Origin of the sequence: Clostridium cuniculi (assembly GCF_004353185.1) — a bacterium.
Taxonomy (GTDB): Bacteria; Bacillota; Clostridia; order Clostridiales; family Clostridiaceae; genus Clostridium; species Clostridium cuniculi.
On record NZ_SMUS01000011.1, the window covers coordinates 59746 to 85353 of the forward strand.

50 protein-coding genes are annotated in these 25608 nt (G+C 25.9%); 48 read left to right on the forward strand and 2 right to left on the reverse strand.

Annotation, left to right across the window (positions count from 1 at the left end; genetic code table 11):
• Nucleotides 1–270: 270 nt before the first annotated feature.
• Complete coding sequence (locus EJJ37_RS07285; RefSeq protein WP_133014939.1) at nucleotides 271–1419, reverse strand: replication initiation protein; 1149 nt, start codon at nucleotides 1417–1419, stop codon at nucleotides 271–273.
• A 1683-nt stretch (nucleotides 1420–3102) separates the two neighbouring features.
• Between EJJ37_RS07285 and EJJ37_RS07290 the strand changes: the two genes are divergently transcribed.
• The 18 genes from EJJ37_RS07290 to EJJ37_RS07365 all read left to right on the forward strand — a co-directional run bounded on the left by EJJ37_RS07290 (nucleotide 3103) and on the right by EJJ37_RS07365 (nucleotide 12456).
• The gene (locus tag EJJ37_RS07290) at nucleotides 3103–3315 is read left to right on the forward strand and encodes a hypothetical protein (protein ID WP_133014940.1); all 213 of its coding nucleotides are present in this window, start codon (nucleotides 3103–3105) and stop codon (nucleotides 3313–3315) included.
• A gap of 32 nt (nucleotides 3316–3347) precedes the next feature.
• Nucleotides 3348–3755 carry a hypothetical protein gene (locus EJJ37_RS07295; RefSeq protein ID WP_133014941.1) on the forward strand — a complete coding sequence of 136 codons (408 nt, stop codon included), beginning with the start codon at nucleotides 3348–3350 and terminating at the stop codon, nucleotides 3753–3755.
• Between the two features lie 77 nt (nucleotides 3756–3832).
• Nucleotides 3833–4048 carry a hypothetical protein gene (locus EJJ37_RS07300; protein ID WP_133014942.1) on the forward strand — a complete coding sequence of 72 codons (216 nt, stop codon included), beginning with the start codon at nucleotides 3833–3835 and terminating at the stop codon, nucleotides 4046–4048.
• Between the two features lie 15 nt (nucleotides 4049–4063).
• Nucleotides 4064–4192 (forward strand): hypothetical protein, encoded by a 129-nt coding sequence (locus tag EJJ37_RS21000; protein WP_275547925.1) that lies wholly within the window; start codon nucleotides 4064–4066, stop codon nucleotides 4190–4192.
• 141 nt (nucleotides 4193–4333) lie between these two features.
• Nucleotides 4334–5257, forward strand: a complete 924-nt coding sequence (locus tag EJJ37_RS07305; RefSeq protein ID WP_133014943.1) for a hypothetical protein — start codon at nucleotides 4334–4336, stop codon at nucleotides 5255–5257.
• Nucleotides 5258–5402: 145 nt separating this feature from the next.
• The gene (locus EJJ37_RS07310; protein ID WP_133014944.1) at nucleotides 5403–6314 is read left to right on the forward strand and encodes a GIY-YIG nuclease family protein; all 912 of its coding nucleotides are present in this window, start codon (nucleotides 5403–5405) and stop codon (nucleotides 6312–6314) included.
• Nucleotides 6315–6478: 164 nt separating this feature from the next.
• Nucleotides 6479–6727, forward strand: coding sequence for a hypothetical protein (locus EJJ37_RS07315; RefSeq protein WP_133014945.1), 249 nt, complete (start codon nucleotides 6479–6481; stop codon nucleotides 6725–6727).
• Nucleotides 6728–6837: 110 nt separating this feature from the next.
• On the forward strand, nucleotides 6838–7026 hold the full coding sequence (locus tag EJJ37_RS07320; RefSeq protein ID WP_133014946.1) for a hypothetical protein: 189 nt from the start codon (nucleotides 6838–6840) through the stop codon (nucleotides 7024–7026).
• Nucleotides 7027–7088: 62 nt separating this feature from the next.
• Nucleotides 7089–7352: a hypothetical protein gene (locus EJJ37_RS07325; RefSeq protein WP_133014947.1), complete on the forward strand. Its 264-nt coding sequence runs from the start codon at nucleotides 7089–7091 to the stop codon at nucleotides 7350–7352.
• Nucleotides 7353–7615: 263 nt separating this feature from the next.
• On the forward strand, nucleotides 7616–7825 hold the full coding sequence (locus EJJ37_RS07330; RefSeq protein ID WP_133014948.1) for a hypothetical protein: 210 nt from the start codon (nucleotides 7616–7618) through the stop codon (nucleotides 7823–7825).
• 104 nt (nucleotides 7826–7929) lie between these two features.
• A complete protein-coding gene (locus tag EJJ37_RS07335) occupies nucleotides 7930–8133 on the forward strand; it encodes a hypothetical protein (RefSeq protein WP_133014949.1) in 204 nt (67 codons plus the stop codon).
• Nucleotides 8134–8382: 249 nt separating this feature from the next.
• A complete protein-coding gene (locus EJJ37_RS07340; protein WP_133014950.1) occupies nucleotides 8383–8619 on the forward strand; it encodes a hypothetical protein in 237 nt (78 codons plus the stop codon).
• A 19-nt stretch (nucleotides 8620–8638) separates the two neighbouring features.
• Nucleotides 8639–8884 carry a hypothetical protein gene (locus EJJ37_RS07345; RefSeq protein ID WP_133014951.1) on the forward strand — a complete coding sequence of 82 codons (246 nt, stop codon included), beginning with the start codon at nucleotides 8639–8641 and terminating at the stop codon, nucleotides 8882–8884.
• A gap of 100 nt (nucleotides 8885–8984) precedes the next feature.
• The gene (locus tag EJJ37_RS07350) at nucleotides 8985–9575 is read left to right on the forward strand and encodes a type II toxin-antitoxin system PemK/MazF family toxin (RefSeq protein ID WP_133014952.1); all 591 of its coding nucleotides are present in this window, start codon (nucleotides 8985–8987) and stop codon (nucleotides 9573–9575) included.
• A gap of 27 nt (nucleotides 9576–9602) precedes the next feature.
• A complete protein-coding gene (locus EJJ37_RS07355; RefSeq protein WP_133014953.1) occupies nucleotides 9603–10211 on the forward strand; it encodes a hypothetical protein in 609 nt (202 codons plus the stop codon).
• Between the two features lie 54 nt (nucleotides 10212–10265).
• On the forward strand, nucleotides 10266–10433 hold the full coding sequence (locus EJJ37_RS20130; protein WP_166484692.1) for a hypothetical protein: 168 nt from the start codon (nucleotides 10266–10268) through the stop codon (nucleotides 10431–10433).
• A gap of 75 nt (nucleotides 10434–10508) precedes the next feature.
• Entirely contained in the window at nucleotides 10509–11375 is an 867-nt protein-coding gene (locus tag EJJ37_RS07360; protein ID WP_133014954.1) for a BRO-N domain-containing protein, read from the forward strand.
• A 136-nt stretch (nucleotides 11376–11511) separates the two neighbouring features.
• Nucleotides 11512–12456, forward strand: a complete 945-nt coding sequence (locus tag EJJ37_RS07365; RefSeq protein WP_166484693.1) for a tyrosine-type recombinase/integrase — start codon at nucleotides 11512–11514, stop codon at nucleotides 12454–12456.
• Nucleotides 12457–12463: 7 nt separating this feature from the next.
• Here the strand turns inward: EJJ37_RS07365 and EJJ37_RS21210 are convergent, their stop codons facing one another.
• Nucleotides 12464–12769, reverse strand: a complete 306-nt coding sequence (locus EJJ37_RS21210) for a helix-turn-helix transcriptional regulator (protein ID WP_133014956.1) — start codon at nucleotides 12767–12769, stop codon at nucleotides 12464–12466.
• Between the two features lie 236 nt (nucleotides 12770–13005).
• On the opposite strand from EJJ37_RS21210, the gene EJJ37_RS07375 reads away from it, so the two are divergent.
• The 30 genes from EJJ37_RS07375 (at nucleotide 13006) to EJJ37_RS07505 (ending at nucleotide 25594) form a co-directional block, all read left to right on the forward strand.
• Nucleotides 13006–13218, forward strand: a complete 213-nt coding sequence (locus tag EJJ37_RS07375; protein ID WP_133014957.1) for a hypothetical protein — start codon at nucleotides 13006–13008, stop codon at nucleotides 13216–13218.
• Nucleotides 13219–13377: 159 nt separating this feature from the next.
• Nucleotides 13378–14718 carry a hypothetical protein gene (locus EJJ37_RS07380; protein ID WP_133014958.1) on the forward strand — a complete coding sequence of 447 codons (1341 nt, stop codon included), beginning with the start codon at nucleotides 13378–13380 and terminating at the stop codon, nucleotides 14716–14718.
• Entirely contained in the window at nucleotides 14718–15860 is a 1143-nt protein-coding gene (locus tag EJJ37_RS07385) for a phage lytic cycle repressor MrpR family protein (RefSeq protein ID WP_133014959.1), read from the forward strand. The genes EJJ37_RS07380 and EJJ37_RS07385 overlap by 1 nt, the downstream gene beginning before the upstream one ends.
• 138 nt (nucleotides 15861–15998) lie before the next feature.
• Complete coding sequence (locus EJJ37_RS07390; protein WP_133014960.1) at nucleotides 15999–16208, forward strand: hypothetical protein; 210 nt, start codon at nucleotides 15999–16001, stop codon at nucleotides 16206–16208.
• 41 nt (nucleotides 16209–16249) lie between these two features.
• A complete protein-coding gene (locus tag EJJ37_RS07395; RefSeq protein WP_133014961.1) occupies nucleotides 16250–16507 on the forward strand; it encodes a hypothetical protein in 258 nt (85 codons plus the stop codon).
• A gap of 91 nt (nucleotides 16508–16598) precedes the next feature.
• Nucleotides 16599–16814 (forward strand): hypothetical protein, encoded by a 216-nt coding sequence (locus EJJ37_RS07400; protein ID WP_133014962.1) that lies wholly within the window; start codon nucleotides 16599–16601, stop codon nucleotides 16812–16814.
• A gap of 76 nt (nucleotides 16815–16890) precedes the next feature.
• Entirely contained in the window at nucleotides 16891–17544 is a 654-nt protein-coding gene (locus tag EJJ37_RS07405) for a hypothetical protein (protein WP_133014963.1), read from the forward strand.
• Between the two features lie 102 nt (nucleotides 17545–17646).
• Complete coding sequence (locus EJJ37_RS07410) at nucleotides 17647–18081, forward strand: hypothetical protein (RefSeq protein WP_133014964.1); 435 nt, start codon at nucleotides 17647–17649, stop codon at nucleotides 18079–18081.
• A 22-nt stretch (nucleotides 18082–18103) separates the two neighbouring features.
• Nucleotides 18104–18247, forward strand: a complete 144-nt coding sequence (locus EJJ37_RS20135; protein WP_166484694.1) for a hypothetical protein — start codon at nucleotides 18104–18106, stop codon at nucleotides 18245–18247.
• A gap of 1 nt (nucleotide 18248) precedes the next feature.
• A complete protein-coding gene (locus EJJ37_RS07415; RefSeq protein ID WP_133014965.1) occupies nucleotides 18249–18554 on the forward strand; it encodes a hypothetical protein in 306 nt (101 codons plus the stop codon).
• 11 nt (nucleotides 18555–18565) lie between these two features.
• Nucleotides 18566–18724, forward strand: coding sequence for a hypothetical protein (locus EJJ37_RS20140; protein WP_166484695.1), 159 nt, complete (start codon nucleotides 18566–18568; stop codon nucleotides 18722–18724).
• Nucleotides 18724–19107 (forward strand): hypothetical protein, encoded by a 384-nt coding sequence (locus EJJ37_RS07420; RefSeq protein WP_133014966.1) that lies wholly within the window; start codon nucleotides 18724–18726, stop codon nucleotides 19105–19107. Before EJJ37_RS20140 ends, EJJ37_RS07420 begins: the two co-directional genes overlap by 1 nt.
• 101 nt (nucleotides 19108–19208) lie before the next feature.
• Nucleotides 19209–19796 (forward strand): hypothetical protein, encoded by a 588-nt coding sequence (locus EJJ37_RS07425; RefSeq protein WP_133014967.1) that lies wholly within the window; start codon nucleotides 19209–19211, stop codon nucleotides 19794–19796.
• A gap of 41 nt (nucleotides 19797–19837) precedes the next feature.
• Nucleotides 19838–20026 carry a hypothetical protein gene (locus EJJ37_RS07430; RefSeq protein WP_133014968.1) on the forward strand — a complete coding sequence of 63 codons (189 nt, stop codon included), beginning with the start codon at nucleotides 19838–19840 and terminating at the stop codon, nucleotides 20024–20026.
• On the forward strand, nucleotides 19998–20279 hold the full coding sequence (locus EJJ37_RS07435; protein WP_166484696.1) for a hypothetical protein: 282 nt from the start codon (nucleotides 19998–20000) through the stop codon (nucleotides 20277–20279). Before EJJ37_RS07430 ends, EJJ37_RS07435 begins: the two co-directional genes overlap by 29 nt.
• An 88-nt stretch (nucleotides 20280–20367) precedes the next feature.
• Complete coding sequence (locus EJJ37_RS07440) at nucleotides 20368–20574, forward strand: hypothetical protein (protein WP_133014970.1); 207 nt, start codon at nucleotides 20368–20370, stop codon at nucleotides 20572–20574.
• Nucleotides 20555–20932, forward strand: coding sequence for a hypothetical protein (locus tag EJJ37_RS07445; protein ID WP_133014971.1), 378 nt, complete (start codon nucleotides 20555–20557; stop codon nucleotides 20930–20932). Before EJJ37_RS07440 ends, EJJ37_RS07445 begins: the two co-directional genes overlap by 20 nt.
• A gap of 3 nt (nucleotides 20933–20935) precedes the next feature.
• Nucleotides 20936–21172, forward strand: coding sequence for a hypothetical protein (locus tag EJJ37_RS07450; protein WP_133014972.1), 237 nt, complete (start codon nucleotides 20936–20938; stop codon nucleotides 21170–21172).
• Between the two features lie 62 nt (nucleotides 21173–21234).
• Nucleotides 21235–21450, forward strand: a complete 216-nt coding sequence (locus EJJ37_RS07455; RefSeq protein WP_133014973.1) for a hypothetical protein — start codon at nucleotides 21235–21237, stop codon at nucleotides 21448–21450.
• An 83-nt stretch (nucleotides 21451–21533) separates the two neighbouring features.
• The gene (locus tag EJJ37_RS07460) at nucleotides 21534–21719 is read left to right on the forward strand and encodes a hypothetical protein (protein WP_133014974.1); all 186 of its coding nucleotides are present in this window, start codon (nucleotides 21534–21536) and stop codon (nucleotides 21717–21719) included.
• A gap of 14 nt (nucleotides 21720–21733) precedes the next feature.
• Nucleotides 21734–21940, forward strand: a complete 207-nt coding sequence (locus EJJ37_RS07465; protein ID WP_133014975.1) for a hypothetical protein — start codon at nucleotides 21734–21736, stop codon at nucleotides 21938–21940.
• 88 nt (nucleotides 21941–22028) lie between these two features.
• A complete protein-coding gene (locus tag EJJ37_RS21005; RefSeq protein ID WP_133015030.1) occupies nucleotides 22029–22304 on the forward strand; it encodes a DUF1653 domain-containing protein in 276 nt (91 codons plus the stop codon).
• A gap of 32 nt (nucleotides 22305–22336) precedes the next feature.
• Complete coding sequence (locus EJJ37_RS07475) at nucleotides 22337–23101, forward strand: hypothetical protein (RefSeq protein ID WP_133014976.1); 765 nt, start codon at nucleotides 22337–22339, stop codon at nucleotides 23099–23101.
• A gap of 45 nt (nucleotides 23102–23146) precedes the next feature.
• Nucleotides 23147–23308 carry a hypothetical protein gene (locus EJJ37_RS20145; protein ID WP_166484697.1) on the forward strand — a complete coding sequence of 54 codons (162 nt, stop codon included), beginning with the start codon at nucleotides 23147–23149 and terminating at the stop codon, nucleotides 23306–23308.
• Nucleotides 23293–23724 (forward strand): YopX family protein, encoded by a 432-nt coding sequence (locus EJJ37_RS07480; RefSeq protein WP_133014977.1) that lies wholly within the window; start codon nucleotides 23293–23295, stop codon nucleotides 23722–23724. The genes EJJ37_RS20145 and EJJ37_RS07480 overlap by 16 nt, the downstream gene beginning before the upstream one ends.
• Before the next feature lie 3 nt (nucleotides 23725–23727).
• Complete coding sequence (locus EJJ37_RS07485; protein WP_133014978.1) at nucleotides 23728–24387, forward strand: DUF5662 family protein; 660 nt, start codon at nucleotides 23728–23730, stop codon at nucleotides 24385–24387.
• Nucleotides 24388–24391: 4 nt separating this feature from the next.
• On the forward strand, nucleotides 24392–24601 hold the full coding sequence (locus EJJ37_RS07490; protein ID WP_133014979.1) for a hypothetical protein: 210 nt from the start codon (nucleotides 24392–24394) through the stop codon (nucleotides 24599–24601).
• A gap of 10 nt (nucleotides 24602–24611) precedes the next feature.
• On the forward strand, nucleotides 24612–24968 hold the full coding sequence (locus EJJ37_RS07495) for a hypothetical protein (RefSeq protein WP_133014980.1): 357 nt from the start codon (nucleotides 24612–24614) through the stop codon (nucleotides 24966–24968).
• Nucleotides 24969–25013: 45 nt separating this feature from the next.
• Nucleotides 25014–25328 (forward strand): hypothetical protein, encoded by a 315-nt coding sequence (locus EJJ37_RS07500; RefSeq protein ID WP_133014981.1) that lies wholly within the window; start codon nucleotides 25014–25016, stop codon nucleotides 25326–25328.
• 23 nt (nucleotides 25329–25351) lie between these two features.
• Nucleotides 25352–25594 (forward strand): hypothetical protein, encoded by a 243-nt coding sequence (locus EJJ37_RS07505; protein WP_133014982.1) that lies wholly within the window; start codon nucleotides 25352–25354, stop codon nucleotides 25592–25594.
• Nucleotides 25595–25608: the final 14 nt, after the last annotated feature.

The window sequence follows — 25608 nt, forward strand, 5'->3', positions numbered from 1 at the left end:
ATTTACTCTTACATATATTATAGCCAATTGATTAGAGATTATACAATTAGTATGATCTCTTTTTTGTATATTTAAAAGTGTATTTGCTTGTATATATACATTATACATTTATTAAGTCTAAAGTGGCTATTTTACTAGATTAAAATAGCGCAATAATAGAATGAGGGACGACCGTCAGGGAGGAACGAATAATATAAGACGAGTCGCAGTCGACTATGATAGAGCAATAAATAATTATATATTTCTTAAATATCAAAATTAGAAATAAAACTATTCATTGTCCCAACCTAAAAGTTTATTTTCTAAATCGTTCCAATCTTCTTGGCTATAATCCCTTTCCTCACCACTCCAAAGTTTATTATGAATAGTCACCACTTCACTATCCCAATTCTCTTTTAAAGCGGTAAGTAAAACAGCCATATAATTTTTTATTGTACTAATCTGAGAATAATTTTCTACAGCTTTAACTTTATCTTTAATATACTCATATACAGTCATATCTACTTTATTTTCTCTTATAGATTCTAAAGATATATTAGTTATTTTATTAACCATACCAGCAGTAAGAGGTCTTCCAATTATTTCACTAACATTATCTACGTGTGATGGATCTATTGTATCATCTATCAATTCTGCTTCATTATCTACTGGATCGCTATTCTTGTTATCTCTTATATAGAATTCTATAGCCCCAACTTTACGACCATATCTTATCTCTTTATAATCATAAATTTCTATATCAGTATTTTTATTAATAGCTTCTATAGTTGGTTTTATTTTTCTCTGTTTAAGTTTAGCATATTCAGGATATATATCATCTTCATAGGCTAACTTATATCTATAGTCTTCTAACTCAAACCTCCTAACACCTTTCTTAACATATCTCTTTAATAATTCATATGTCCTTATCTGGTCACTATTCTTTAAAACCTTAGACGCATCATGCTGCAGTTTATTATATTTGTTTTTGAATACTAATAAATCTAATATTAAATCTGGGTGAAAGGTTAGACTTATACAACAATCACTAGGATCATATTCACATGTTATAACCCATCTTTTTTCAATTATCTTTCCATCATTGCTTAAATATTGTATTTTAGAATCCCATAATTCTTTAGCTACATCAACCAATGTTTCGTATAGATAATTACCCTTTATATTAAATTCTCTCTTAAAGTCAGTAACATAAATCTTTAAATTACCAAATGTTTGAGTTGCTAGAAAAGTATTTAATTGCGAAGGTTTAATATCAGACTTAATATATATAGGTTTTAACTTCTTAGCCCCCATATATATTAGTCTTTGTGCATTTAAACTTAAACTATAACTAGACTCAACTAGATTGTTTGATTTATAGATATATTTATCATTATCCATTTGGTCAAATTGTAATTGTACTTGTTCATAACATTCCATTCTCAACACTCCTGTATTTGTTCATCTTTAGATACCTAAATGTTCATATTTAAGTATGTATCTGTGTATATTTAATATTTTTACATATTTCGATAATACTCCTGTATTTGTTCTGTGTCAATCCTGAATTTGTTCATGTTTAATACTATATTTGTGTATGTTAAGGTAAGTAAATGTTCATGTTAAAGTTGCTAAATGTCGATTTTTACTAGGTTTAGGCGATATTGTATAGATAGAATTAATCTGTTGTGAGTTATAATATAAAAATATTATCTATAATATATACACAACAAGCCGGTTTCACCTTAAACAGAACATTTACAGGACTTTTTATGTATTAATTGCTCCATTTTAGTTAAAAATATAAAATATATTGCCAATAATATATAATACCTGGAATTATATAGTTGAAAACTGCTCAATATCATAAAATTTCTCCTGTATTTGTTCCGTTTAAAGTAAGTAATTGTTCTTTTTAATTAAAAGATCTAATTCTTATTGTATATTTAAGTTGCATACTTAATTGCATATGTACAGTATACAACTATATTAAATAAAGCACGTAAATATAAAGCATTATTTTCTCAATAAGAAATCAGTAGGGAAGTATGGAGCAATAGTAGTAATATATAAATTTCTTATATTTCTTATATTAGGACTTGTATAATTGAACATGCTGCAATAATAAAAATCATACCCATAGCGCAAATCTTTCAGATACACCACTACTAAGGGACTTTGCTTATAAGCCTTTATTTGCCTTTCTAACGGATTTTATTTTTAGACGATAAATTATACCTCTAAAATTTTAAAATTGATTCTAGAGCTTATTATGGCTTTTCTTTTCGGATATCAAAACAACGACTAACGTGTATCGGTAAAATGTTATTAAATTTGTCAAAACTAGCTATTTATCTATGTTTTAATGAGATTTGTAAAAGATCATAAACAACGATATCTGATTGCAGGATATGTTACTCGATAGAAACCTAGTGTTTATAAGGGTTTTGAGGGTATAAATAGTGCATATTTTAGAATTATTGGTGATTTTTAAGTTTGTGAAATAGGGGATAAGTGGCTTAAAATAAGGGTTTTTACGATAGCATTTACGATAACATTTTGGATTTTTAGTCGAAGTTGGTGAAAATATAGTTGTGTAAAAATAGAATAGTTAACCCCAATTTCCCTCCACCGATCAACCCCAAAAATGAAAATATACCCCCTCTAAACCCTTTATTTTAGCGGTAAGTCATTATAATTATATATTATAGGTAGTCAAGATAAGGGTAAAATATCATATAACATAGTAATAAAAACCATATAAAGAATTAAAATATTATGTTGAATAGCTGTGATTTCTTGGCTTTGGTTCGTTTAAAAGCTTTGAGAGGTAAGTAAACACTTATACGTACAACTCAACCAATCAATACAAATCTAACTCAATCTAATCAATATCCAATCACACCATATCAACCAATCACATTACTAATAAAAATATCAATAGAAAATAAATAATAAGATCATCAACTAACTAACATATATTTTATAAAGGCAGTTGCCGACTGAGACTAAGAAAATAATATAAAAAAATATGATATAAATTAATAAAATTAGTTGACAAATAACTGCTTATAATATATAATATAAGTATAGTAATTAATAAATCAATTGGAGGAGTTAACAATGACACAAAATCAAATTGAATTAAAGGTTCAAGAATTAACAAACACACATTACAGCTATTCAGATCTAGAAGACTATCTAACAAATTCTGCTGATGATATAGGTTACAACGATAAAAATATCTATCTATCAAATGGATGGGAAGAGATAGCAATAAACTTTAAATATACATTAACTGATGAATATGACGTTATAATTCATTCAATAGCATAATATAAATTAACAAATTAAAAGGAGATAGAACAATGAAAACAATAACTAAAATATTATTAACAATATCAATTATATTAGGAGCTTTAATAACTACAGCAGCATTAACAATTAACTCAATAGATAAAACTGAATCAGGATTATTAATAAATTTCAATGATGGATCAGGTTACTACATAGAAAGATCTAACAAGGAAGAAATAAAACCAACTTTTGAAGTGACTAATATATTATATGAATCAACTAATGATTTCTATTTAGAACCTAATGAAATAGGAATAGAATTTAGCAATGGATCTTGGGCAGTAATAAATGAACAAACCAATACATATATATTCCAAGCTATAGAACTTGGAGATTATGACCAACAATTTAATGATTTAGAGGAACTAGAAAACTGCATTAAAACTTATTCATCAATCCAAAATACAGGAAGTTATTAGTAATAAATTATTGACTTATTCTGTAAAAGTAGTATAATAGAATTATAGAAATTAACAAAATAAATGAGTAAATAATTATGAATAAATATTTAATTAATACTAAATCAATAGAGGATCTAAAGCCAGAACACAAAATGATATTATCAATCAAAGGAGCGTTAAAAGAAATAGAATCTAATCCAGAACAAGAACCATTCTTTGCAGCACTTATAGTTGCTACGATAGACAAATTAAAAGAAGAATACGGACTAACTAAAGATGAAATATTTAAGTATAAATTTAATTTCATATAAGGAGATGCAATAGCAATGAAAGAATTAACGGTTTATGAGTGGTCAGAACTAGATCAAGAAGTTGAGAAAGAAATGCAAGAAATTAATAAAAGAATAGAAAATAATATAAAAGCATTTGTTAAAGCATTAAAAAGTAACAATTAGGCCTAAAAGGTCTTTTTGTTGTTTGTATAAATCTAATTAAAGGAGGTGGTTGAGTTGAGGGTATAAGTCAGTCACAACTAAAGTTGTTCCTTCCGTAAGCCTTACGGCTTATAACAAATAATAATATAAAGGAGTGTTTTAATGAATAATAATATCAATGAACAAGTAGACAATTTAAAAGAAATAATAAGAAATCATAGCATTACTAGAGAGGGGGAATTTGTAGAACTTCATCCTGATGCACTTGAATTCATCGCACAAGACTATATACACAAGGAAGCATTAAACAATGCTAAACAGGAAGAAATAAAAAAGGAGAAGGCTATATATTACAAGAATAAAAGTGAATTTATAGAAAAGATAACTGGATTATATGGGAAATTTTATTTTAGTTTTTATACTAATTTGCCTGATATAGCTAAACAATATCTATTTAGATTTATATATTTATCTACATACTTGAAATATAATGATGATAGATTAATGGTAAAAGAAGAAAAAGAAAGATATAGATTAATATATGAATATGAGTTGCAAGATTTATTAAAATTATCTACAAGAGAATATCAATATACTAAAAAGGCATTGATAGAAAATAAATTAATAAAAATAGAAAATGATAAAACAATACATATAAATAATAGATTAAGTATAAATGGAGATATAGGAGGTACAAAAAAGAATTACATAAGGATATTTAATAATGCTATTCAAAGTATATACATAAATTCAGTTGCAAAAGATCATAAAAAGCTATTTATACTTATAGAGTTGTTACCATACATAAATTATAATTTAAATGTTTTATGTTTTAATCCTGAAGAGATACAACCAGAATTGATTGATCCATTAACATTAGATGATATAGCTAATATTTTAGATATGTATAAAAGTAATAAGTCTAAATTAAAAACTTTATTGTTAAATATATTTGTTGATGGTAAAAAGGCAATGATGATAAATAAAGATTATAAGCAGGAGTTTTTTATAGTCAATCCATGTATATATTATAAGGGCAATAAAAGTGATGACATTGATTTTCTTGATAAGCTGTTTAGAGTGTAGGTAGTTAATACTAATATGTCTTTATGTTCTGAAATCCTTATTTTTAGGGGGTTTTATAATATAATAGATGCACGATTTTACCTTTAAAGGTACTTAAAAACGCACGATTTTACATAAATTAATAAAGAAAAGGAGATATTAAAACGTGATAGGAATATATAAGATTGAAAATATAATTAATAATAAGGTATATATAGGAAGTAGTAATAATATAGAAAGAAGATGGAAAGAACATATTAGATTATTAAACAATAACGAACATCATTCTATTAAATTACAAAGAGCGTGGAATAAATACGGGGAAAACGCTTTTGAGTTTAGCGTATTAGAAGAGTGTGACGCTGACAGACTTTTATATTTGGAACAATATTATATAGACAAATTTGGATCTTATTTTGAAGGATATAATAGCAAAGAGAAAACAAGAGATATTTACACAATGAATGATTATGTTTTAGATAAAAATAATAATACTGTATGTGAATCTATAGAAAAGGTATTAAAGTACATTGAATTGTATTTTACCGATAAAACTACAAGGACAAGAATAGAACAAAGAAAGTTAAAAGAATATGAAATGGTATATATCATTGATATTTTAAACTTTATAGGTATTTATTTTAGTGATGCAGAATGTGTTAAATTTATGAATAACGATAAGTTAGATAGATATTATTTCATTGAATTTGATAGCAAGAAATTAGAAGAATTAATATTCTCGGTATACAGTAGAGAGGGTTATGTTCTTCAATTTACTTACTTATTTAAAGATAGAGCCATAATATTAATTTCAGAATATCATATAGATAAGTTTGAGCCTTTAGGTATATTGAGAAGTGAAACAAGCAAAAGATTTATAGGTAAAACTTTTTATCAAAGAAATAACGAGGTAAAAGAATATGATGACTACTATTTTAAATTTATTGTATCTAAAAACATTGTTTGTTCAATAGAAGTATTTCAAAATAGATACGGTCATATTAATGGTTTTATGGAGAAGTTAGACGAATACTTCCAAATGAATAATTTAGAATACTCAACTATACTAAGAATATAACATAACGGACTAAGCTAGTATGATTTATTTTGTATTAGCTTTTCTTATTACAATAAAAAGTACATTTTATTTATACAAATTAATAAATATGATTGACAAAAAGTAAATAGCTTAGTATACTTAAATCAAGTTAAGAAATAAATACATAAAGGTGGTTTTAAATTATGAAATATAAAGTTGATTATACGAGTGGAACTACAGGTTATGGTTGGGAGGAAGAATGTAGAACTATAAACGAAGTGCTTGAGATTTTAGATGAATTTAAACATAACTATAGTGCTAAATTATCAGTTTGGGATAGAGAATTAAATGATTTTATATATTATAAAAGACCATTAACTGATAAACCTGAAACAGATTTAATATATAATATGAATAGAGATTTAAGAACTAAAAATAGATTGAGAAAGTAAAAGGACTTTAACAACTTATTTTTATAAATATAAATTAAAAAAATATAGCAATAATTTATGATTATCTAGCATATAATAAAGTATAAAGATAATTTAAGGAGATCTAAAACATGATTAAAGAAATATCAAACTTATTAACTAAAAGATTAGCCGAGGAGAATATCAAGCTAGGCAAGAAGAGAATTAAAGAAGTTAGCGAATTAATAAAGATAAGTTTAACACTTGAAGATAGTACAATGTATGGAAGAACTATAGAGGAAGGCGTTGAAGATTATATAAATTTTAGAAAAAGAAATTAAAGTAAAAAGGGGTTTAACGACTCCTTTTATTTATGTTATAATATTACTAGGAGGTGTTTAAAATGGAGATAGTAAAGAATAATGGTAAAATAGTAATAGAAGAATATAGAGAGGCTAACGGCTTCATAACAAGCATAAAAACAATAAATAGTTATAACATTACCGTACTGGATCTTGAAGGTGTGGAGAAGTTAAGAGGACGTTTAAAAGTGCAGCAATTAAAGAATAGAAAGAATTATAAATTTAGTCATAATAGCAATAACAAGGCATTAATTGAATATGTATTGAATGAATTAAAGAAACATAAATATATAGATATAAAATAAGGATTTTAAGCTGTTTTCGGACTGAATTTAAAGCGTTTAATATTTAGAGGATAAATTATACTATTGAAAATAAAAGCTAAAATTAGGCTATTTTAATGAGGAATATAAGCTATAAAATATTTTAATATAAATTAATAAAATATGTTGACAAATATATTTTAATACCTTATAATAATAAATGTAGACAGGAAGTAAACAAATTATGAGTTTGTTGGTATCTCATTAAAAACTAACATATAAATTAATAAAAGTGAGGTGCAATAATGAGTTATTTAGTATTAGCTTTAAAAGTATTAATAAAAATGTCGGCTATATGGGGAACATGTGCAGCAGCTTTCTTCTTAATACTTGCAGGAATAACAATTACTACAGGATCAAAAACATGGTTAAAAGATTTATTACTAGATAGAGAAATACATAAAAAGAAAGATAATATAGAAATGATTAATATTGAAGTCAAAGAAGTGGCTTAGAAAGTAAATAGAATATTAGTTTTATGAGATTAACTGACATATTGACAGATAGTAAACGGCTGAGTTACTGCACATATAAAAATTAACAAATAGAGGTGTTTAATGTGAAATTAGATAAATCAATCCTAAATCTTACTTTAACAGAGTTTAACCAGGCAATTATAAAGAATTTAGGTAATGAAGTTTGGAAGAAGATTAATAACGATCTAGATACAAGTTGTGTGTTATTTCAAGGTGGTAGAGAGATATATAAAATGATGGTATACAACTATTTAGTTGATAATGGCTATATAGAAAATAATGTTTAAATTTCTATATAATAGTGTATAATTTAGATATATTGAAAGTAGGTGAAAAAATGAATATAGATAAAAAGAAATTAGAAAAATTCTTAGAATATCTACAAGATAAAGTTGAGGATTGTTATAAAAAAGAAACCGCAGCAGCAATAAAAGATTTTTAAACAATAATAAATAAGCTTGCCGAGACTATCGGCTTCTTATATGAGTATATAAAAATTATATATTGATATGAGAATTAATAAGAGGTGAGAAAAATTGAAGCAAATAAGTAAATTAACAAAATACAGCGTAATATGTAATACACTCGATGTATTAGTTAGAAATAATATAGATAATAGATTTAATGATATACAAGAAAAATTCAATAGAAGAGAATATGAGACTATTCAAGAGCTTTTGAGTGTTATAAGTGAATTAATAAGTTCTACGCAGGATTATGACACTAAACAGATATTAAAGGTATATAAGAGAAAAATACAGCTAATAATATAATCAAAGGAAGTGGATTTTCATGAAAAGATACATAATAAACAGTATAAATGTATATGAAGCAGATCCAGTAAAAGAAATGAGATTTATAAAAAGATTAGTTAAATTTGATTATATAATAACTTACGATAAGCAAATAATAGAACAAGAAGAAAAAATATTGCTTATGCCTAATAGATTAACATTGTTAGAAACTTATGATATTATTAAAAGAATATACCATATTAGCTATGTTGTAAAAAATTTCAAAGAAATAGGGTTAATATAAAAAATAATTCAATAAAAATTAACGAAATTAGTTGACAAAGATAAGAAGAATATGGTAATATATAGGTATAGTGATTGAGAGAAAAAAAGGAGAAATTAAAATGAATAATGAATTTATGATAAAAAGAGGAATGATATTTTACGCTGATCTAGGAATTAGCGAAGATAGTGTGCAAGCTGGACTTAGGCCAGTAATCATAGCAGGTAATAACTTACAAGGTAAATACGGGCCAATTATAACAGTAATTCCGATAACTTCAAAGGTATCAAAGAAGCGTTTAATGACTCAAACATTATTAATTAATGAAATTGGTTTAAATAGAGAGAGTATGGCAATGGCAGAACAAATTACAACAATATCAAAGGATAAATTAGTTAGTTACATAGGCAGATTAAGAAAAGAGACAATGGAGGAAATTGATAAAACAATAGATGCAGCGTTAGCATTAACAGATATAAGAGAAAAAGAAATAGAAAAACAAGTTGAAGAAGTTAAGAGATGGGAAAACAATATAAATGATCTAAAAGATATAGTTCCAAAGACAGCTTTAGAACAAATAAAACTAAGATATAAAATAGAGTTAAATAAATTAGATAATATATGTAATTCAAATAGAAAAAATATAAATAATTATTATATAGCAAATATAAATATATTTTCAAATGATATGGGTATGGTTGCAGTTAGATAAGATAGGATTTATGGGGGCTGATGTAAAATGAATATACAAAGAGTTGTAAAAGAAGAAATATTCCCTATGTTAGGCGAAGGGAAAATAGATGAGGCAGAAAAGAAACTAAGAAGATTAATGTTAATTTTGACGGATAAGAATTGTACAGAGGATCATAGAATAGTTTTATGTAATATAGGAAGAATAAGGTATTTATCGGGTGATATTGAAAACGCAAAATATTATATGGGTAGATTCAAAGAAATTTTAGAAAAAGATGATAAATATATTGAAGAGTATAGAGATAGATATATAGATTATATGAATTTATATGCAGAAGTGTACAAAGATGATTTAAGTACTGCCGAACAAATAGAAATTAACAATATAAATTTAGAAAATGCAATAATTAATAATGATACAGTTAGAATTTATACAGCTAAAGCAAATATATCATTTCTAACGAAAGATATAGAAGAAATAGAAAATGTCCTTATGGACATACATAATTATGAGAAATCTAAACTAATAGATGAAAATAAGTTAATTAGCGCAGAGATTTTAAAAAATCTTTGCAATTTAAAAATAGAAATATACAAAGAAATAAAAAGGAATTTTCCTGATTATTCACAAGAAGATTATAACTGTGCTTACTAGACAATTTCCTCTTTAGGGGGGGTTGAATATATATAATTTTTTGGAGGTACATTTATGAAAAAGACTATGAGAAAAGGAATCATTCTAGGAGCAGCTATAGTTATAGCAATAGGCATAATGGGAGGTGTAACAATGATGAAACCTAGAATCTTGAATCCCTGGTCAATGAACACAAATGATAAAGATGGGATTGAATTAGCAATCTTGAATCCTTGGAATTAATTAGAAGAGTGGACATCTTAACTGGTGTCCACTTAAAACTATACAGATTAATATAATAAAGGAGAATTAGAAAGTATGAATAATAATTTAATGATTTTTAACAATGAAGAATTTGGTAATATAAGAATGATTGAAATTAATGGTAAGCCATATGCAGTAGGAACAGACGTTGCTGAAATGTTAGAATATGAAAGACCTAGCAAGGCTGTTTTAGATCATTGCAAAGGTGTCCTAAAATGGGACAGCTTAAAAGTGGGTGGGTATCCAGTAAAATTAATTCCACAAGGTGATATAATAAGATTGATAGTAAAAAGTAGAAAAGAAAATGCAGATAAACTTGAGTCATGGATATTTGATGATGTAATACCTAAAGTTTTAAAGACAGGAAGATTTGATTCTAAAGAAGAAAAATTAAAATTAATAGAAGATGAAACAGAAAGAAATCTAAGATTAACAATACATCAATATGAAACTATAGTAAAAATGAATCCAACGGATGTATTATCAGGAATGATGTTAAACAATAAACAAACAGAATTAAATACATATTTACAAAGCAGAGAAATAAAAAAATTAAAAGATGAAATAAGCGAAGCTAATGCAAGAATATCAAATATCTTTGTAATAGGAGATAGAAAACAATTTACAAATGAAGTCAATAGTGTAGCAAGAGCTACTGGTAAAGATCAGTCTGAAATATACACATTAACATACAAGCAATTAGAAGATGATTATGGAATTGATTTAAAAACTAGAGTCGAAAATAAGAAAAGAAAAATTCAAGATGATAGGTTAAATTCGGGGAAAAAGTTATTAAGTCCTTCTACATTGAAACAAAAAGTTAATTGTTTGGTTATTGCTGATGAAGAACAGTTATGGAATGAACTAGGGAAGAGTTTATTTAAAGTAAAAGATATATTATTAAGGAATAAAGCATCATAATACATAAATATAAATAGTTTTGGGTGGCTCATCTATAAAACCACCTTATAATACAAATTAATAAAACTTGTTGACTGAATTTGAAAAGTATGGTAATATGTAATTATAGAAATTAAGAAAAATGAGGGTAATCAAAATGGAAATGATAATTAATAGATTTGAGAGAGAATTATTAAGAGCCGAAACATCAGCGAATACTATAAAAGCATATAAAAGTGATTTAGCTAAATTTTATGATTACATAAAGATAAATTTAGGTGATGATATTGGATTTGAAGAATCCTTATCTTTAATAGAGTATAGAGAGTTAGAAGACTTTGTATTCTATTTAGAAGATAAGAATTATTCAAGATCAACTATAAATAGAGTTATTATGGCATTGAAAACATTCTTTAATTATTATTCAAAGTATAGCGGCAATAATCCATCCCAGGGATTAAAAGGCTATAAAAAAACAATGCCTAAACAGAAAAAAATATTAACAAAAGAAGAAGTAGAAAAAATATTAAATCAAACTCAAACAAAGAGATACGGTGAAAAAAATGTTGACTTTAATTCACAAAGAGATAGATTTTTATTAGCATTGTTATCTACTACAGGGTTAAGAATAGAAGAAGCATTAAGTATTAAATTAAAAGACATTAATGATTTTAAAAATTATAAGATGATAAATATAAATATTCATAATGAAGATTCTACAAAATTAAATAAGAGAGTACCAATTGCAGGTAAAGTATTAGAGTATTATAAAAATTATATTAGTGAATATGAGAAAAAATTTGATTTAAAAGACGATAGTTATTTAAATGTTTCTGCTAGATCGGGAAAGAAATTAGAAACGAAGTCTAGTAACATAATGATAAAAAAATATTGTGATGAGTTAGGAATTAAGGGCGTTACAAACCATTGTTTTAGGCATTATGCAAATATAGCTTTAATGGCAGTTGGTACGCCTGACTCTATAAGAAACAAGATATTAGGATGGAGTTGCAAAGGTGACATGGGTACAACAGTATATTTTCATAGCACCGAAGAAATAGATAAAATAATGGTTGAATACTGCAGCAAAATATTAGAGTAGGGTTTTCCTACTCTTCTAATAGAAACATATGAGAACAGCCTTTATTAATGTGATTTCTACGGCAAGTCTTTCGTAACTCTTTCGTTGGCATAATAACACAATTATTACAATTGTATTGAATTATTTCGCTAGGACAGGTTTTTAAGTTTTTACAAATTTCAATAAATCTGTCACGTTCATTAGAGCCACGATAACGGAAATTATTATTTTCCAATCTACTTATGTAAGTTTGAGATACTTTAGATTTAATAGCTAGTTGATCTTGTGTGAGTTTATTTTTTATCCTATGTTCTTTTAAATTTAATTTTATCATTTGTATTCCTTTCTTAATATTTTTATTATATTTAATAATATTAAAAAATAGGAGAAAAAACAAAGCAATACAAATACAAAAATGAAGGAATATGGCAAAAATAGACGATAATTATTACTATACGGAATAAAAATGTGAAAAAAATGTTATATAATGTTATTGTAGACAAATGGTTGTCTTATTTGATATAATACCAATAAGAAAAGAACACATGTTCTAGGAAGGGGGAATTTAGGATGGGAGAAGAATTAAGTTTATTAGACTTAGAGGTAGTATTAATAGAAAAGGAGATGTTAGATGTTGAGAGAAATGGAGAAAAAAAATTCGATGTTGATTCAGATGAATTATGGGAAGAAATACATAAAGAAAAAATTATAAAAGCCGAGTTCTTTGGGGAAGATGTAATACATATAAAATTAAAAAGCAATGAATTAATATTATTGTTGTAGAATAAGCACATTTAAGTGCTAATATATAAGTGAAATTAACAAAATATAAACATAAAAACACTCCTTTTAGGATATAATACATATATAAAATAATAAAAAAGATTGATTAAACTGTTGTTTTTATATATAATTATATTTATAGAAGGAGTGTTTGTTGTTATGGAAAGCTTAGAAAAATTAAAAGAGAGAATATTAGAAACTGTAGAAGATAATATAAATAATAAGAAACTACAAAAAGAGTTAAGAGAAGAGTTTATAAAGAAAAAATTACCTTCAACTATACCGAGTCAATTGTTTAGTGAATCTATAGATGAAGATCATTTAGATAAAAATGTATTAATAGCTATAACAAAAGTATTTAAGAATGAGTTAGATTCTGAAAAATTTAAACTATCTAATTACTTTAGTGAAGGTGAAATATTTAGCTACAACAATGAGATAGAAGTTAAAGAAAAAATAGATTATGTATTGTTTAAAGGAATCAGACAGATAGATAGCAAAAACTTTTTAGGTGTTATTGATGGGAAGCAAGCAGTAGAAATGAGAAAAAATTCATTATATTCCTATAATAAGTTATTTCAACGTGCACCTAAGGTGGTTAGAACATCTTCTGGAAGAACTATAAAGAAAATTGATGCAAATATAGAAAATATATTAGATATGGAAAAAGAGTTTTCAGAAGAAAGAATGACACCAACATCTATTCATTTTGCTATATTAGTTAATAATACAGCAGGAATAAGTGAAAACTTTAAATTTAAAAAAATGTATGAAAATATAGGTGATATGTGGATTAAACCGAACTTTGATTTTGAATCAGAAACTTATTTACCACTAATGTGTGTTGATGGGTGGCATAGATTAACAGCTATGTGCAATGCAGTTGAAAAAGCTGAAGCAGAAGGAAAAACAATAAAGGCTGAATTAGGATGTTTTGTTCATATTTTTGATAATGAGGCAGCTATTAGACACTTTATAGTTAGTACATTTAAACGCTGTACGACTAATCTAGATTATTTAAATGCAATTACTCCTAATGATGATAATATATTTATAGATGAATTTATAAAAGAATGCAAATGGTTAAACGGACATACAGCATTAACTAAGCAGGAAATGAAATTAGAAAATAATTATACTGAAAAAAGAATATTAATAGATGCATTTAAGAAAACTAATATAGAGATGAATGATGATCTAAAGAACACAATAAGCCGAGAAAAAGTGGCAAAAGTAATTGATGAAACATTAGATTATGTATTAAAAGAATTATATGATAATAATTTAGAAAAAATGATTGATAGTATTTATTTGAATAGAAATATATTTAAAATGTATATAAAGTTTGCAGCAGAAGTTAGAGATAAAAAATATGGAATGGATATTTACAACCTGATCCAGTATATAGAAAATAATTGCGAAAAAATCACAAACACATTTAATGAAAAGTATATAGCAGATAGTAGTATAGATTTAATTCTGAGCGAGGTGATTAAATAATGAAAACTTTTGAAGAATTAATAAAAAATGAAAGAGTTAAATTGGAAAATAAAAATTTAAAATTTGATGAGTACGAGAACAATAAGATAAACTGGTTAAACGATGATGAGAATAACGGATATATAGCAGAAAAAACAAAGATAACTTATTATAGATTGTTAGATGTGCATGTGCATAGTTCAGAAATAGCTAATAATAAAGATTTAAGAAAATTTACAAGTGTAGAAATAGAGAGCCTGGTTAAAGGGGCAATAACTAATAGTAGTACAACTAAACGTGCTATATTTGCAGCTATAAATAATTATATGATATATAACGTTGAAAGAGGATTTATAAGCTACAATCCGTGTGACTCAATACCAACAACTGATTTATTTGAAGTAAATAATAAAGCATTAAAAGAACAATACATGCCGTTAGATGAATTCTATGCATATGTAGATGGATTATCTGCTGATAATGTTGAAAAAATGGTATATGTATTAATTAGATATGGTGTACCAGTAAGCGATGTGCCTAATGTTAGATGGGAAGATTTAAATGAGGAAGAAATGATATTAACTACAACTGTTAAGAAAAAAGTAGTTTCATTACCTATAGATAAAGAATTTATAAGAAGAGTAAAGTTGTGTAAGGCATGTTCAGACTATGAAGATGGCGACTATATGATAAAAACAATGAGCGGAACTCCTTCTTCTGTAAGTAGAATATATGGAATAATAGACAGAGTTAGCAAAGCTAGTGAAGTTGCAAGACCAGACATGGGGATGTTATTTAAAAATAGAAGATATGATTTAGTATTAGAAATGTATAAAACTGAAGGACAAATAGAATTAAGTGATTTAAAAGAAATATTAGACATATTAGGTTTATCAAGTGGAAACTCTAGTTTGACTACATTTAGAAAAGAATTAGAAAATATCTTTGGCTTAGAAGTTAAAACAAAAAATAAAAGACCTATTGATGTTATAGATATTAATACAGGTGAAATAATAAAGACTTATGAATCCATTAAAGATGTAGTAGAAGATAGTAAAGCAGCATTTGGATTCTATATAGATAAGAGTGTTGTTGGGAAAACATGCAAAGGCGAAAGAGAAGGCATGAGAGGATTAACATTTAGATATTCAGAGCAGGGATAAAAACCTGTTCTTTTTATTATTTAAATATAAATTAATAAAATTATAGAGAAAAGTATTTACTTTTATATTTAACTATGATATTATAATTACATAAGATAAATATAAATGAAATTTGAATTTTAAGAGGAGTGGATGAGAATGAGATTAAAAGAAATATTATCTTTAGAAACCAGTTACGGCCAAGAATTTATTATAACCTATGGAGATAAACAAGGAGATGTTTTTGAAATAGCTAATAAGAAAGGTAGTAAAGATACAACACAAGAGTATTTAAATTGGGAAGTGGTAAAAATACATGCAACTACATATGAAGGAAAAATAGTATTAAGGGTTGCTGAGCCTAAATAATATAAAAAGTTAATTTTAAAACAATAGGAGGAAGATAAAATATGCAATACAATTTTAAAGTAAGCCTAACAAAAGAATTATATAAAATATTTTTATCAGATGAATCAGATTTTGATGAAGAATACTTTGATACTCTGCAAATTAAATATAACGAGTTTAGAATAAAGTATAATGATAGTCCAAATATAGGTAATGCAATAGATGTATTAAATACAATAGAAGGTGCTAATGACCATTTTCAAATACTTTTATTGGGTATAAATGAAAGTGAAGATATTATGTTGGTATTATGTAGGTGAAGATTATGGAGATAATGATCCAGAAAGAGATCAAGCATTAAAGGATTTTGATAAGATATTAAAGTTTAAGATTGTTTAAGAGGTAGAGAAAATGGGAATGTCTAAAAGAGGAGAAGAGATAATTAAAACATGTATAGAAATTGAATCTAAGTGTAGTCGATATGAAGTAGATGAGGCACATTGGAAACTTATAGACTTAGTTGAGTTGTTAGCAAAAAATAGTAGATATAAAATTGATGTATCTCAAATGATAGAAACTTATACAGAAGTTATGGAAGATTTTAAATTGAAAGGTATAAATAGTTAGTTTGAAAATACAAGATGGAGTGAACAATTCAAATATATTGTTATTAAAAAGATTATTTTAAAAGGAGTAATTTGAGATGGAAAATAAAATTAAAGAATTAGAAAACAAGATAGCGTTAGAAAAGGAGAAATGTGTAAAATATATAAAGAAAGCAGAAGAAATAAAAGTTAGATGTACAGATTTAATTATTGAAGAAATTAAAAATAAAATAAAAAATGGAATAGAAAATTATGTAAAAACAGATGTGGAGAATACAAATAAATTGGGATTAGAGAAGTTATCGATATTGAAAAGACAAATGAATGAATGTATTGCAAATGTCGATAACTTAAAAAATAGTATTCTAGAGAGAAATATTGACATATGGAAAGTATCACAAGAGTTCATAGAAACAGTAGATTTTAAAGATGGTGATAATTTTGGAAAGGCATATAACAATAAACGAGAAATAAATAGCAATATAGAAAGCTTAGTAAGAGATGAATATTCAAAAATAGGTGAACTACTATACAGCTTCAACTATATAGATAAGAGTTTATCTTCAGATTGGGAATTAAAAAACGGATCTTATGTATATAAGTATGGGATTATAATGTTTGGAGAAGTAAGTTCGTCTATAAAAGAATATGAGGATATATTTGAAAAATATTTTAAAGCTAATGAGCGTATTGAAAAATATGATAAAGAACTGAAAGAAACAAATGCGTTGTTATTATGGAGTAAAGCTTAGTAAAAATTTATAAAATATAAGAAAGTAATTTATATGCTTTATTAATATTTTTAATGAGGCATATAAATAAAATTATGAATTTAGAGGAATATAGGAGGGTTTATGTTTACTATAGAAGAGATAAAGGATAAAAATAAAGAATTTGATTTTACCAATTATGAAATTACTGATATATTTAAATGTAGATTTGAAAATGATTGCTTAATAAGTAAAAGCGGCATACATCATATTATATGGATTAATCTTGAAGGGGAAATAATATTTAAAAGTCTTGAATTATCGAAACTGATACTAAAAACACATAAAGTTATAGATAAATTAGAAAAAGAAATTATAAACATGAAATGTAAACCGATAAATAGAAATATGAGTGATATTGAAATACACAAAGAATGGGATAAGAAGGTAAAAGTAATAAAGCAAAAAGAAAAAGGTATGGATAGACTTATACGAAAAATTGATAAATTATACAATGACTTTTTTAATCCATGTAAAATAGGCTGTGAATTAAGAAGACAATACTTTAATATAAATTAAAAGATTTATTGGAGTTGGTAAGATGGAAGAAGATTTAGAAGAAGACTTTATGACTAGATTAAATAAGATAGAAGTTCCAGAAGATCTTATAGATAAAGGAACATGTAAGGAATATAAATTTTATAATGATATATTAAACTTATTAAATGAAGAAAGAAGGAATTAAAATGTGGGGAAAGTTTTGCGATATTTATTCACCAAATGCAGAAAAAGATAGAGAGTTAAGATTATTATGTGAGTTGCAAGGTAAGAATTACGATAAGATTTGGCATGACATAGCACGTAAAAAGAAGACTGAAAAAGTAGCGGAAGAAAAGATAGAGAAATTAATGGAGTTATTTGAAGAGCTTTATGAAGCAGGAGTTAGTTTTAATAGGATTCATGAAGTAGGTGTAAATATAGATGGTGTTGAAATTGGGCGTTTAGTAGATTATTTTGGGCAAGATAAACCAGTATATTTAAAAAGATTTTAAGGAATGATTATATGCTTACAAATAAAACAATTGAATTAATAAGAAAGTCATTAGAATTATCAATAACTAATGCACAATTAGAAGATACGAAAAAAGAATACAGATTAGCTTTGAGAGAATTTAATGAATATATTTGTGCTTTAGAAGATGAAAGAGAGTGTGATTTGTAATGTGTATGGAAATAATGCCATATGATAAAGAGAATGGGCAAATAGACTATCAATATATGGCTAGAAGTATTGAAAGAAATGAATTAGAAATAGGATATATAGTAATCGAAAAACCTTGGTATTCTCCAGAAGAGATGTGGAAATATTATATAGTAAAAAATGAATATGGAGGTGGAGGATTCTGTGGTGGTGCTACTGATCTAGGGTTGAAGAAAATTTTAGTAGATAGAGACACTGTGGAAGTATATAATCAAATAGCAAGAATCAAATACAATAAAGAAAAAGGAATATCAACAAAGTTAATTACTGGTGGAATATTAAATGGGCAAGAAGTTGCCTTTATAGATATTGATGATGAAATTCCATATGAATTGTGGAGCTAATAAAATAACTATTTTATAATATAAATTAACAAAAATGATTTACAATAATTAGAAAGTTATGGTAATATAAATTTGTAAGATAAATCAAAGGAGTTGAGAATATGAAAAATAAATTATTTGTTTTGTTAAGTGAATCATCTGGTGGAAAAGATACATTATTAAATATGATAGTAAAAAATGAATTTTTAAAACCAGTTATTTCTGTAACAACAAGAAAAATGAGAAGTAACGAAGAACAAGATCGTGAATATCATTTTGTAACCAAAGAAGAATTTATGTTGATGGAAGCAAAGAAAAAATTCTTAGAGATTACCCAATGTATTATTCCATCAGAGGGAGTTGTAAAATATGCTATGGCTAAGAAAGATGTTGTTTTGAGTAAAAGCAGCTATGTAGTAATATTGAATCCAATAGGCCTTCAGCAAGTAGAAGAACAATTAGGAAAAGAGAATGTTGTTAGTATTTATATACATAGAAATGATAAAGATAGATTTATAAGTTATCTAAATAGAGAAGAAAAAGAATTTAATTTGATTTTAGAGGATGCATACGAAAGATTTAAGAAAGACTTGAACGATTTTGCAGGAATAGAAACCAAAGTAGATTATGTAATTAATAATGATGGTTCTTTAGAAGATATGATGGTGCAATTCCTGGAGATATTAAATATAGAAAGTTCAAAACAATAATATAAATTAAAATAATAAATTGATAAAAGGAGAGATATGAGATGGTAGAATTATTAAAATTATATGGAATGAGAGAAAGAGCGATAAAGAGGGCTAGAGAGTTAGAAGCATTGCTTAATATAAGAAAAGAACAAGATGTTGAATTAGAATTTAAGTTTAATATATTAGTTAGAAAAATACATAAATTGGACAATGAAATATTTGAAGCTGAAAGAAAATTACAACGATAGGTTAAATGGTGGCGAGATGTATATAAGTTTTGGTCAAGCTATGGCAAAGCCTAATAGGGTTGTGATTTTAGAAGGCGTAAATGTAGAAAAGATTGCAGCTAAAGATAAGAAAAATAAATTTAGAATTGATAAAATCAGAAGAAAAATTCCAATGAATTTTACAAAAATCAATACTGTGTTACATAGAGAGTTAAACAGCATTGAGTATATAGAGTTTTGGAGAGGTATCAGGATAAAAGAGGTTATAGATTAATAAATTCATGTTTTTATCAAGAAAAATTAGGAGGAAAAGGAGTAATGAAATTAATTAAAGTATTGCATCTATGGAGTTAGCAAGGATTATGACTTCAAAGTGTAGATATAAATATTTTCAAACAAAAGATATTAGATATAAAGAGTTTTGTGATAAGTTCAAAGAGCTAAAATTTAAGTTTGAAGAAATTGATGTAGATAATGATGAAGTAGCAGATTTAATTAATAGAGTATCAGGTTTACTTATAAAATATAAAATGTTTGAGGTACAGAGAAATGAAGAAAGAAGCAACTAAATTAAATAAATATTATCAACAAATTATATTAGCTTGTAAAGGTTGGAATAGAGTATATTCAACAAGAAATACAATTGAAAGAATATTATCTCAATATTTAGGTGTGGATAGAAAATATATAGATCAAGGCCATGTATATAAATATTTAACTGATATAGTAAAAGAAACAAATCCTAAAGCACTAGATAGATTATATTGTTATTTATTTCGTGATTGTGACTCAATTAGTGCTAATCAAATGATAAATAGATTGATTGGTATATTAGGAAGTTTACAAGTGATAGAAAACGGTGTTGAGCTAATCGAATTAGAATATAATGAAGAAATTATGAATGGTATATGTGGAAGTGAGGTTTAATATATGAAATTAGATAAATTTCTTGATAAGATTTTAGAGAATGTTATGTCATGCGGTGGTATAGAAAAAGTAAGAGAATATATAAAAGAAGATATGAAATTATGTGGTTTTAACTATGATACTACTAAGGTAGAGTGTCAAGTATTAGATAAGGATAATAATTATGATCCAAGAGTTGAAATATCAAGTGAAGGTTATTCTGATGGCGAAGTAATATTTATAGATTATTATATTGATTAATTTGTAATATAAAAATAAGGTGAACAATTTGAAAGTATTGTTTATTAGATGGAGGTATTGAAATGGATACAATATTAAAAATAGGAACTAGAGTAAAAATGGTAAATGTACATGAAAACTTAACAGATATTTATGGTATAGAAAATGGAGATTTGGGATTAATAATTGGGCATGGAAGTGAAGGATATGAGTATTTAATAAAGTTTGATGAATTAAAAGAAGGAAGCACTACTAACATCGGGTGTTATCTAAGTAAAAACATAGTTCAAGCAGTTTAAACATAGAGTTAGTAGCGAATAGTTCAGATATTAAAGTGAATTAATAAAATGGATATTTTAGAGGAATGTGGAGGGGTGTATAAATGGAAAATGCAAAGATATCAGAAATAATTTTCGCCTTAGAACAAATAAAAGAAATTTATGGTGATAAGCAAGTATACCGATTAGAACTTACAAATAATATATCAGAAGAGTTGTTATTGGTAGAATTTGAGGACTACCAAAGCCATACAATTGAAGTTAAAACATATGATGATTTTTTTAAGTAAATGGAGGTTATTACATGAGATGTGAACAATGTAAATTTGATGATAATTGCAGTTTGAAAGAGATTGCAAAAGACATTACAGGTTGTACTGGTCATAGTGTATCAAGAGAATTGAGAGAAAATGAAGTTAGATGTTGGCAATGTGGTGATTTGGTAGATGAAGAAAGAGCATTTCAAGATAGGAATTATAAAAATATTTGGATCTGCTTTAATTGTTATTAATATATTTTAAGCAAGGAGAAAAAGAAAGAATGATAACTGTAAAAGAATTAAAAGAAAAATTAAAAAGAAATGATTATGATTTAACTTTATATTTAGCGATGAAGAATATAAATTATTTGAAAGATTAAGCCAATTAAAAAGACACGAAGGTAAATTAGTAAGACATTTTAAAGGTAAAATTTATATAGTAATAGGAATTGCTCAACATACCGAAACTGGTGAAGAGTTAGTTATATATAAAGCAATGTATGGTGACTATAAAATATTTGCAAGACCTATAGATATGTTTTTGTCTAAAGTAGACAAGATTAAATATCCTGAAGTAGAGCAAGAATATAGATTAGAGTTTATAGAGTTAAATTAATAAATTTAAAATATAAAAGGAGTATAATAAAAATGAAAAGACAAAAAGAAATTAATAATTTAATGGAGAATATACATCAAAATATTTGTGACAATTGTAGGAGATGGAATGGGGATTTCTACGAAAATAATTCTATAGATACATATAAGTGTAAATATAATACAGATAATAAAGGTTTATATAATGGATTATGTATTGACCATCCTGAAAATTATAAGTGTAAGTATTTTAAAAGAAATACTAAAATTATAACTTGTAGATTTAAAAGCAAATATTATAGTACACATCAAGGTGGTGTAAAGATCAAAGAAGTAAAATGGGTTAGAGGAAAATTTAAAAATATTCTAGATACTAGAAAAGTGACAAGTAAAAAAGTTACTAATGATTATATAGTTGAAAAAGATTTTATAGTGGATGGATACAGATGTGTAATTATAGGTCTCAAATTAGGGCATAGATGTGGTTATATAGAAATTCCTAAAGGTCATTGTCTTTATGGTAAATTTTATGATGATGTAAGTAATCTTATAGATGTTCATGGAGGTTGGACTTATTCTGAATATACAAGAAATAATTATCCAGCAGAAACAAATAAAAATAGTTGGTGGATTGGTTTTGATTGTGGACATTGGAATGATGGTAAAGATTTAGAATTAGTTAAATTATTAGGGGATGAAAGATATATAAAACATTGCATTGAAATAAATAACATGTATCCAGAGACAATGGAAATTAGGACTACTGAATATGTAGAAAATGAATTAATTGAGGCTGTTAAACAAATCAATAATTTATAAGATATTAAGAAGTGTGAAAATAAATTAAAATAAATGAGGAATTATATGAAATATTTAATAAAGTTATTAATATTATCTACAATAGCAGGAATTCTACTTGCAGTAATATGCAGAGTAAATAATATACCATTAGAGTATAAAAGAGCAGTATTACAAGTGTACATATTAGGTATGTTTGTAGGTGGAATAGGTTGGAATTTAAAATAGGAGATGATATGATGGAAAATTTTAAATATAGAATATGGAATAAAGCAGAGGATATTATGTACTATCCTAATAATTTAGATTTAGAAAAATGGTTAGTGAACATGGACGGTAATTTAGGTTGCTTAAATTTAAGTGATATGTCTTGGAGTGGTGTAATTCCAAAAGATTTTTATGAGATTCTGCCCTATACAGGCTTTAAGGATAAAAACGGAAAAGATATATATGAAGGCGATATTTTAACATGGGATAAATTCACCAATGTAGATATAAATATAGGTTTTGTAAGTTATAAAAAGGGTTGCTTTTGGATAGAAAATGGAGTAAAGATAATGCCTAGACCATTAAAAGCTGAAGAATATTCTAGGCCAGAAGTTATAGGGAATATTTATGAAAATAAAAATTTATTGGAGGTTTAAGGTATGAATAAATATATTAAATATTTGTTGTATGTATTAGAACATAAGAAAAATGTATTTAAAACTTGTTGGAATAAAGGTCTGTATTTACATGCTTTTACACACGATTTAAGTAAATTTAGACCAAGTGAATTTATTCCTTATGCAAGATATTTTTATGGCAATTATCCACCTACTGCACTATTAAAAGATATAGGATATAAAAATATTAAAACTAAAGAGAAAATTAAAGAAGATTTTGAAAAGGCTTGGCAGTTACATTATGGCAGAAATAAACATCATCCTGAATATTGGATACGTAAGGATATACCTAGAAAACACATAAAACAAATGGTGTGTGATTTAGAAGCTATGAGTTTAAAATTTGGAGGAACTGCACAAGAATATTATTTAAAGAATTATAATAAATGGAATATAACTCGTGAAACTAGACTTATATTAGAGCAAGAGTTAGATTTAATAAATAAATATAATGGTGCAGTCTGTGAATGTAGCCCAGAGGTTTATATGACTATTGAAGAGATAATAAAGAATATGGAAGATCATTATAACACTCATGGAAGCATTGCAGATGATAATCCTGAAAATTGTTTAAATAATTTTTTAGTATATGCTTGTAATAAATATAATGTAAATATTTATAGATTAGTAAAAGGAGAGTAATTCTATGAGTGATATTGATAAGAAAATAGTTGAGTTTATACTAAATGAAGAGAATAGAGATGATGTAGAATACGCTTATTTATACTCAATAGGTGAGTATGGGTGGCAAAGGTTAAGTAGTGGTAATGTGGTATATATTTCACCACCAAAACCATCTGCTGAAGAATGTGGGAGAGCATTAAGAAGTATGCTAAGTAAAATAAAGGATATGTAGGAGGATTAATATGAAAATTAAATTAAGTGAAATTAAAAATAAACAAAATATGGCTATAACTAAAAGTGGTGATCCATGTATCGTTGAATTATTATTAAGAAGATTAAAAACTCAAAAGAGAGGTAAGAAACCAATTTTATATTACAAAGGAATGGAAATTATACCAGATGTAAATAAGGATGATATAGAAAGAATCATATATTGTCAACGTTGTGGTTATCAAGAAGTCACAGAGGGGTGGGCTGATGGAAAACTATGTCCTCATTGTGGGATTCTCATTCATTTGGTTACGAAGGATTTAGAATTAAAGGTACATTACATTATATATATGGAGATAATATATGGGATAAGTTTAAAGATGAAATAAAAGATAGATATAGGTGGTTGCTAGAAATATAATGGAGGGTTAATCATGGTAATGACTAATAAAGATTTATTATCTGAAATAAAGGAAGTTTTAAATATTGAAACTATATTTGACGCTAAAGATAAAACCTTAGAATATCAAGTAAAATGCATAACACATGATAGTGAATTAAAGATATTTAAATTCCTTACTCATGCTGATAAAGTATTGCTAAAAAGAGGAGAATTAATCCATCCAATACATAAACAATTAGTAGATCTTGGCGTAGGTTATATAGTTGAGGACTATGTAGAAAAAATGACACTTGAACAAGTAGAAGAAATTTTAGGATATAAAATTGAAATCATAGATAAACATTAAATTAAATTATAAAAGGAGTTTATATGAAAAGAATATATAAATGTCTACATTGTAATAAAAATATTGAAAATGAAAATGAATTATATGACTTCTTAGGAGATTTAACAGGAGATATGACCTATCATAAAAAGTGCTACTACGAAATGGTGGAAGAAGATTTATCTAAACTAGATGTTCAATTGTATGATAATAAAGGGAACTTTAGGAGTTTTAAAGATATAATGAAAGATTTATCTGATAGCTGGTGTAGATTAATAAACCAATAAAAGACGAATTTTAT

Coding starts and splice junctions, on each gene's coding strand:
- EJJ37_RS07285 (WP_133014939.1), bottom strand. CDS start 1,419: ATGGAATGTTATGAACAAGTACAATTACAATTTGACCAAATGGATAAT.
- EJJ37_RS07290 (WP_133014940.1), top strand. CDS start 3,103: ATGACACAAAATCAAATTGAATTAAAGGTTCAAGAATTAACAAACACA.
- EJJ37_RS07295 (WP_133014941.1), top strand. CDS start 3,348: ATGAAAACAATAACTAAAATATTATTAACAATATCAATTATATTAGGA.
- EJJ37_RS07300 (WP_133014942.1), top strand. CDS start 3,833: ATGAATAAATATTTAATTAATACTAAATCAATAGAGGATCTAAAGCCA.
- EJJ37_RS21000 (WP_275547925.1), top strand. CDS start 4,064: ATGAAAGAATTAACGGTTTATGAGTGGTCAGAACTAGATCAAGAAGTT.
- EJJ37_RS07305 (WP_133014943.1), top strand. CDS start 4,334: ATGAATAATAATATCAATGAACAAGTAGACAATTTAAAAGAAATAATA.
- EJJ37_RS07315 (WP_133014945.1), top strand. CDS start 6,479: ATGAAATATAAAGTTGATTATACGAGTGGAACTACAGGTTATGGTTGG.
- EJJ37_RS07320 (WP_133014946.1), top strand. CDS start 6,838: ATGATTAAAGAAATATCAAACTTATTAACTAAAAGATTAGCCGAGGAG.
- EJJ37_RS07325 (WP_133014947.1), top strand. CDS start 7,089: ATGGAGATAGTAAAGAATAATGGTAAAATAGTAATAGAAGAATATAGA.
- EJJ37_RS07330 (WP_133014948.1), top strand. CDS start 7,616: ATGAGTTATTTAGTATTAGCTTTAAAAGTATTAATAAAAATGTCGGCT.
- EJJ37_RS07345 (WP_133014951.1), top strand. CDS start 8,639: ATGAAAAGATACATAATAAACAGTATAAATGTATATGAAGCAGATCCA.
- EJJ37_RS07350 (WP_133014952.1), top strand. CDS start 8,985: ATGAATAATGAATTTATGATAAAAAGAGGAATGATATTTTACGCTGAT.
- EJJ37_RS07355 (WP_133014953.1), top strand. CDS start 9,603: ATGAATATACAAAGAGTTGTAAAAGAAGAAATATTCCCTATGTTAGGC.
- EJJ37_RS20130 (WP_166484692.1), top strand. CDS start 10,266: ATGAAAAAGACTATGAGAAAAGGAATCATTCTAGGAGCAGCTATAGTT.
- EJJ37_RS07360 (WP_133014954.1), top strand. CDS start 10,509: ATGAATAATAATTTAATGATTTTTAACAATGAAGAATTTGGTAATATA.
- EJJ37_RS07365 (WP_166484693.1), top strand. CDS start 11,512: ATGGAAATGATAATTAATAGATTTGAGAGAGAATTATTAAGAGCCGAA.
- EJJ37_RS21210 (WP_133014956.1), bottom strand. CDS start 12,769: ATGATAAAATTAAATTTAAAAGAACATAGGATAAAAAATAAACTCACA.
- EJJ37_RS07375 (WP_133014957.1), top strand. CDS start 13,006: ATGGGAGAAGAATTAAGTTTATTAGACTTAGAGGTAGTATTAATAGAA.
- EJJ37_RS07380 (WP_133014958.1), top strand. CDS start 13,378: ATGGAAAGCTTAGAAAAATTAAAAGAGAGAATATTAGAAACTGTAGAA.
- EJJ37_RS07385 (WP_133014959.1), top strand. CDS start 14,718: ATGAAAACTTTTGAAGAATTAATAAAAAATGAAAGAGTTAAATTGGAA.
- EJJ37_RS07390 (WP_133014960.1), top strand. CDS start 15,999: ATGAGATTAAAAGAAATATTATCTTTAGAAACCAGTTACGGCCAAGAA.
- EJJ37_RS07395 (WP_133014961.1), top strand. CDS start 16,250: ATGCAATACAATTTTAAAGTAAGCCTAACAAAAGAATTATATAAAATA.
- EJJ37_RS07400 (WP_133014962.1), top strand. CDS start 16,599: ATGGGAATGTCTAAAAGAGGAGAAGAGATAATTAAAACATGTATAGAA.
- EJJ37_RS07405 (WP_133014963.1), top strand. CDS start 16,891: ATGGAAAATAAAATTAAAGAATTAGAAAACAAGATAGCGTTAGAAAAG.
- EJJ37_RS07410 (WP_133014964.1), top strand. CDS start 17,647: ATGTTTACTATAGAAGAGATAAAGGATAAAAATAAAGAATTTGATTTT.
- EJJ37_RS20135 (WP_166484694.1), top strand. CDS start 18,104: ATGGAAGAAGATTTAGAAGAAGACTTTATGACTAGATTAAATAAGATA.
- EJJ37_RS07415 (WP_133014965.1), top strand. CDS start 18,249: ATGTGGGGAAAGTTTTGCGATATTTATTCACCAAATGCAGAAAAAGAT.
- EJJ37_RS20140 (WP_166484695.1), top strand. CDS start 18,566: ATGCTTACAAATAAAACAATTGAATTAATAAGAAAGTCATTAGAATTA.
- EJJ37_RS07420 (WP_133014966.1), top strand. CDS start 18,724: ATGTGTATGGAAATAATGCCATATGATAAAGAGAATGGGCAAATAGAC.
- EJJ37_RS07425 (WP_133014967.1), top strand. CDS start 19,209: ATGAAAAATAAATTATTTGTTTTGTTAAGTGAATCATCTGGTGGAAAA.
- EJJ37_RS07430 (WP_133014968.1), top strand. CDS start 19,838: ATGGTAGAATTATTAAAATTATATGGAATGAGAGAAAGAGCGATAAAG.
- EJJ37_RS07440 (WP_133014970.1), top strand. CDS start 20,368: ATGACTTCAAAGTGTAGATATAAATATTTTCAAACAAAAGATATTAGA.
- EJJ37_RS07445 (WP_133014971.1), top strand. CDS start 20,555: ATGAAGAAAGAAGCAACTAAATTAAATAAATATTATCAACAAATTATA.
- EJJ37_RS07450 (WP_133014972.1), top strand. CDS start 20,936: ATGAAATTAGATAAATTTCTTGATAAGATTTTAGAGAATGTTATGTCA.
- EJJ37_RS07455 (WP_133014973.1), top strand. CDS start 21,235: ATGGATACAATATTAAAAATAGGAACTAGAGTAAAAATGGTAAATGTA.
- EJJ37_RS07460 (WP_133014974.1), top strand. CDS start 21,534: ATGGAAAATGCAAAGATATCAGAAATAATTTTCGCCTTAGAACAAATA.
- EJJ37_RS07465 (WP_133014975.1), top strand. CDS start 21,734: ATGAGATGTGAACAATGTAAATTTGATGATAATTGCAGTTTGAAAGAG.
- EJJ37_RS07475 (WP_133014976.1), top strand. CDS start 22,337: ATGAAAAGACAAAAAGAAATTAATAATTTAATGGAGAATATACATCAA.
- EJJ37_RS20145 (WP_166484697.1), top strand. CDS start 23,147: ATGAAATATTTAATAAAGTTATTAATATTATCTACAATAGCAGGAATT.
- EJJ37_RS07485 (WP_133014978.1), top strand. CDS start 23,728: ATGAATAAATATATTAAATATTTGTTGTATGTATTAGAACATAAGAAA.
- EJJ37_RS07490 (WP_133014979.1), top strand. CDS start 24,392: ATGAGTGATATTGATAAGAAAATAGTTGAGTTTATACTAAATGAAGAG.
- EJJ37_RS07495 (WP_133014980.1), top strand. CDS start 24,612: ATGAAAATTAAATTAAGTGAAATTAAAAATAAACAAAATATGGCTATA.
- EJJ37_RS07500 (WP_133014981.1), top strand. CDS start 25,014: ATGGTAATGACTAATAAAGATTTATTATCTGAAATAAAGGAAGTTTTA.
- EJJ37_RS07505 (WP_133014982.1), top strand. CDS start 25,352: ATGAAAAGAATATATAAATGTCTACATTGTAATAAAAATATTGAAAAT.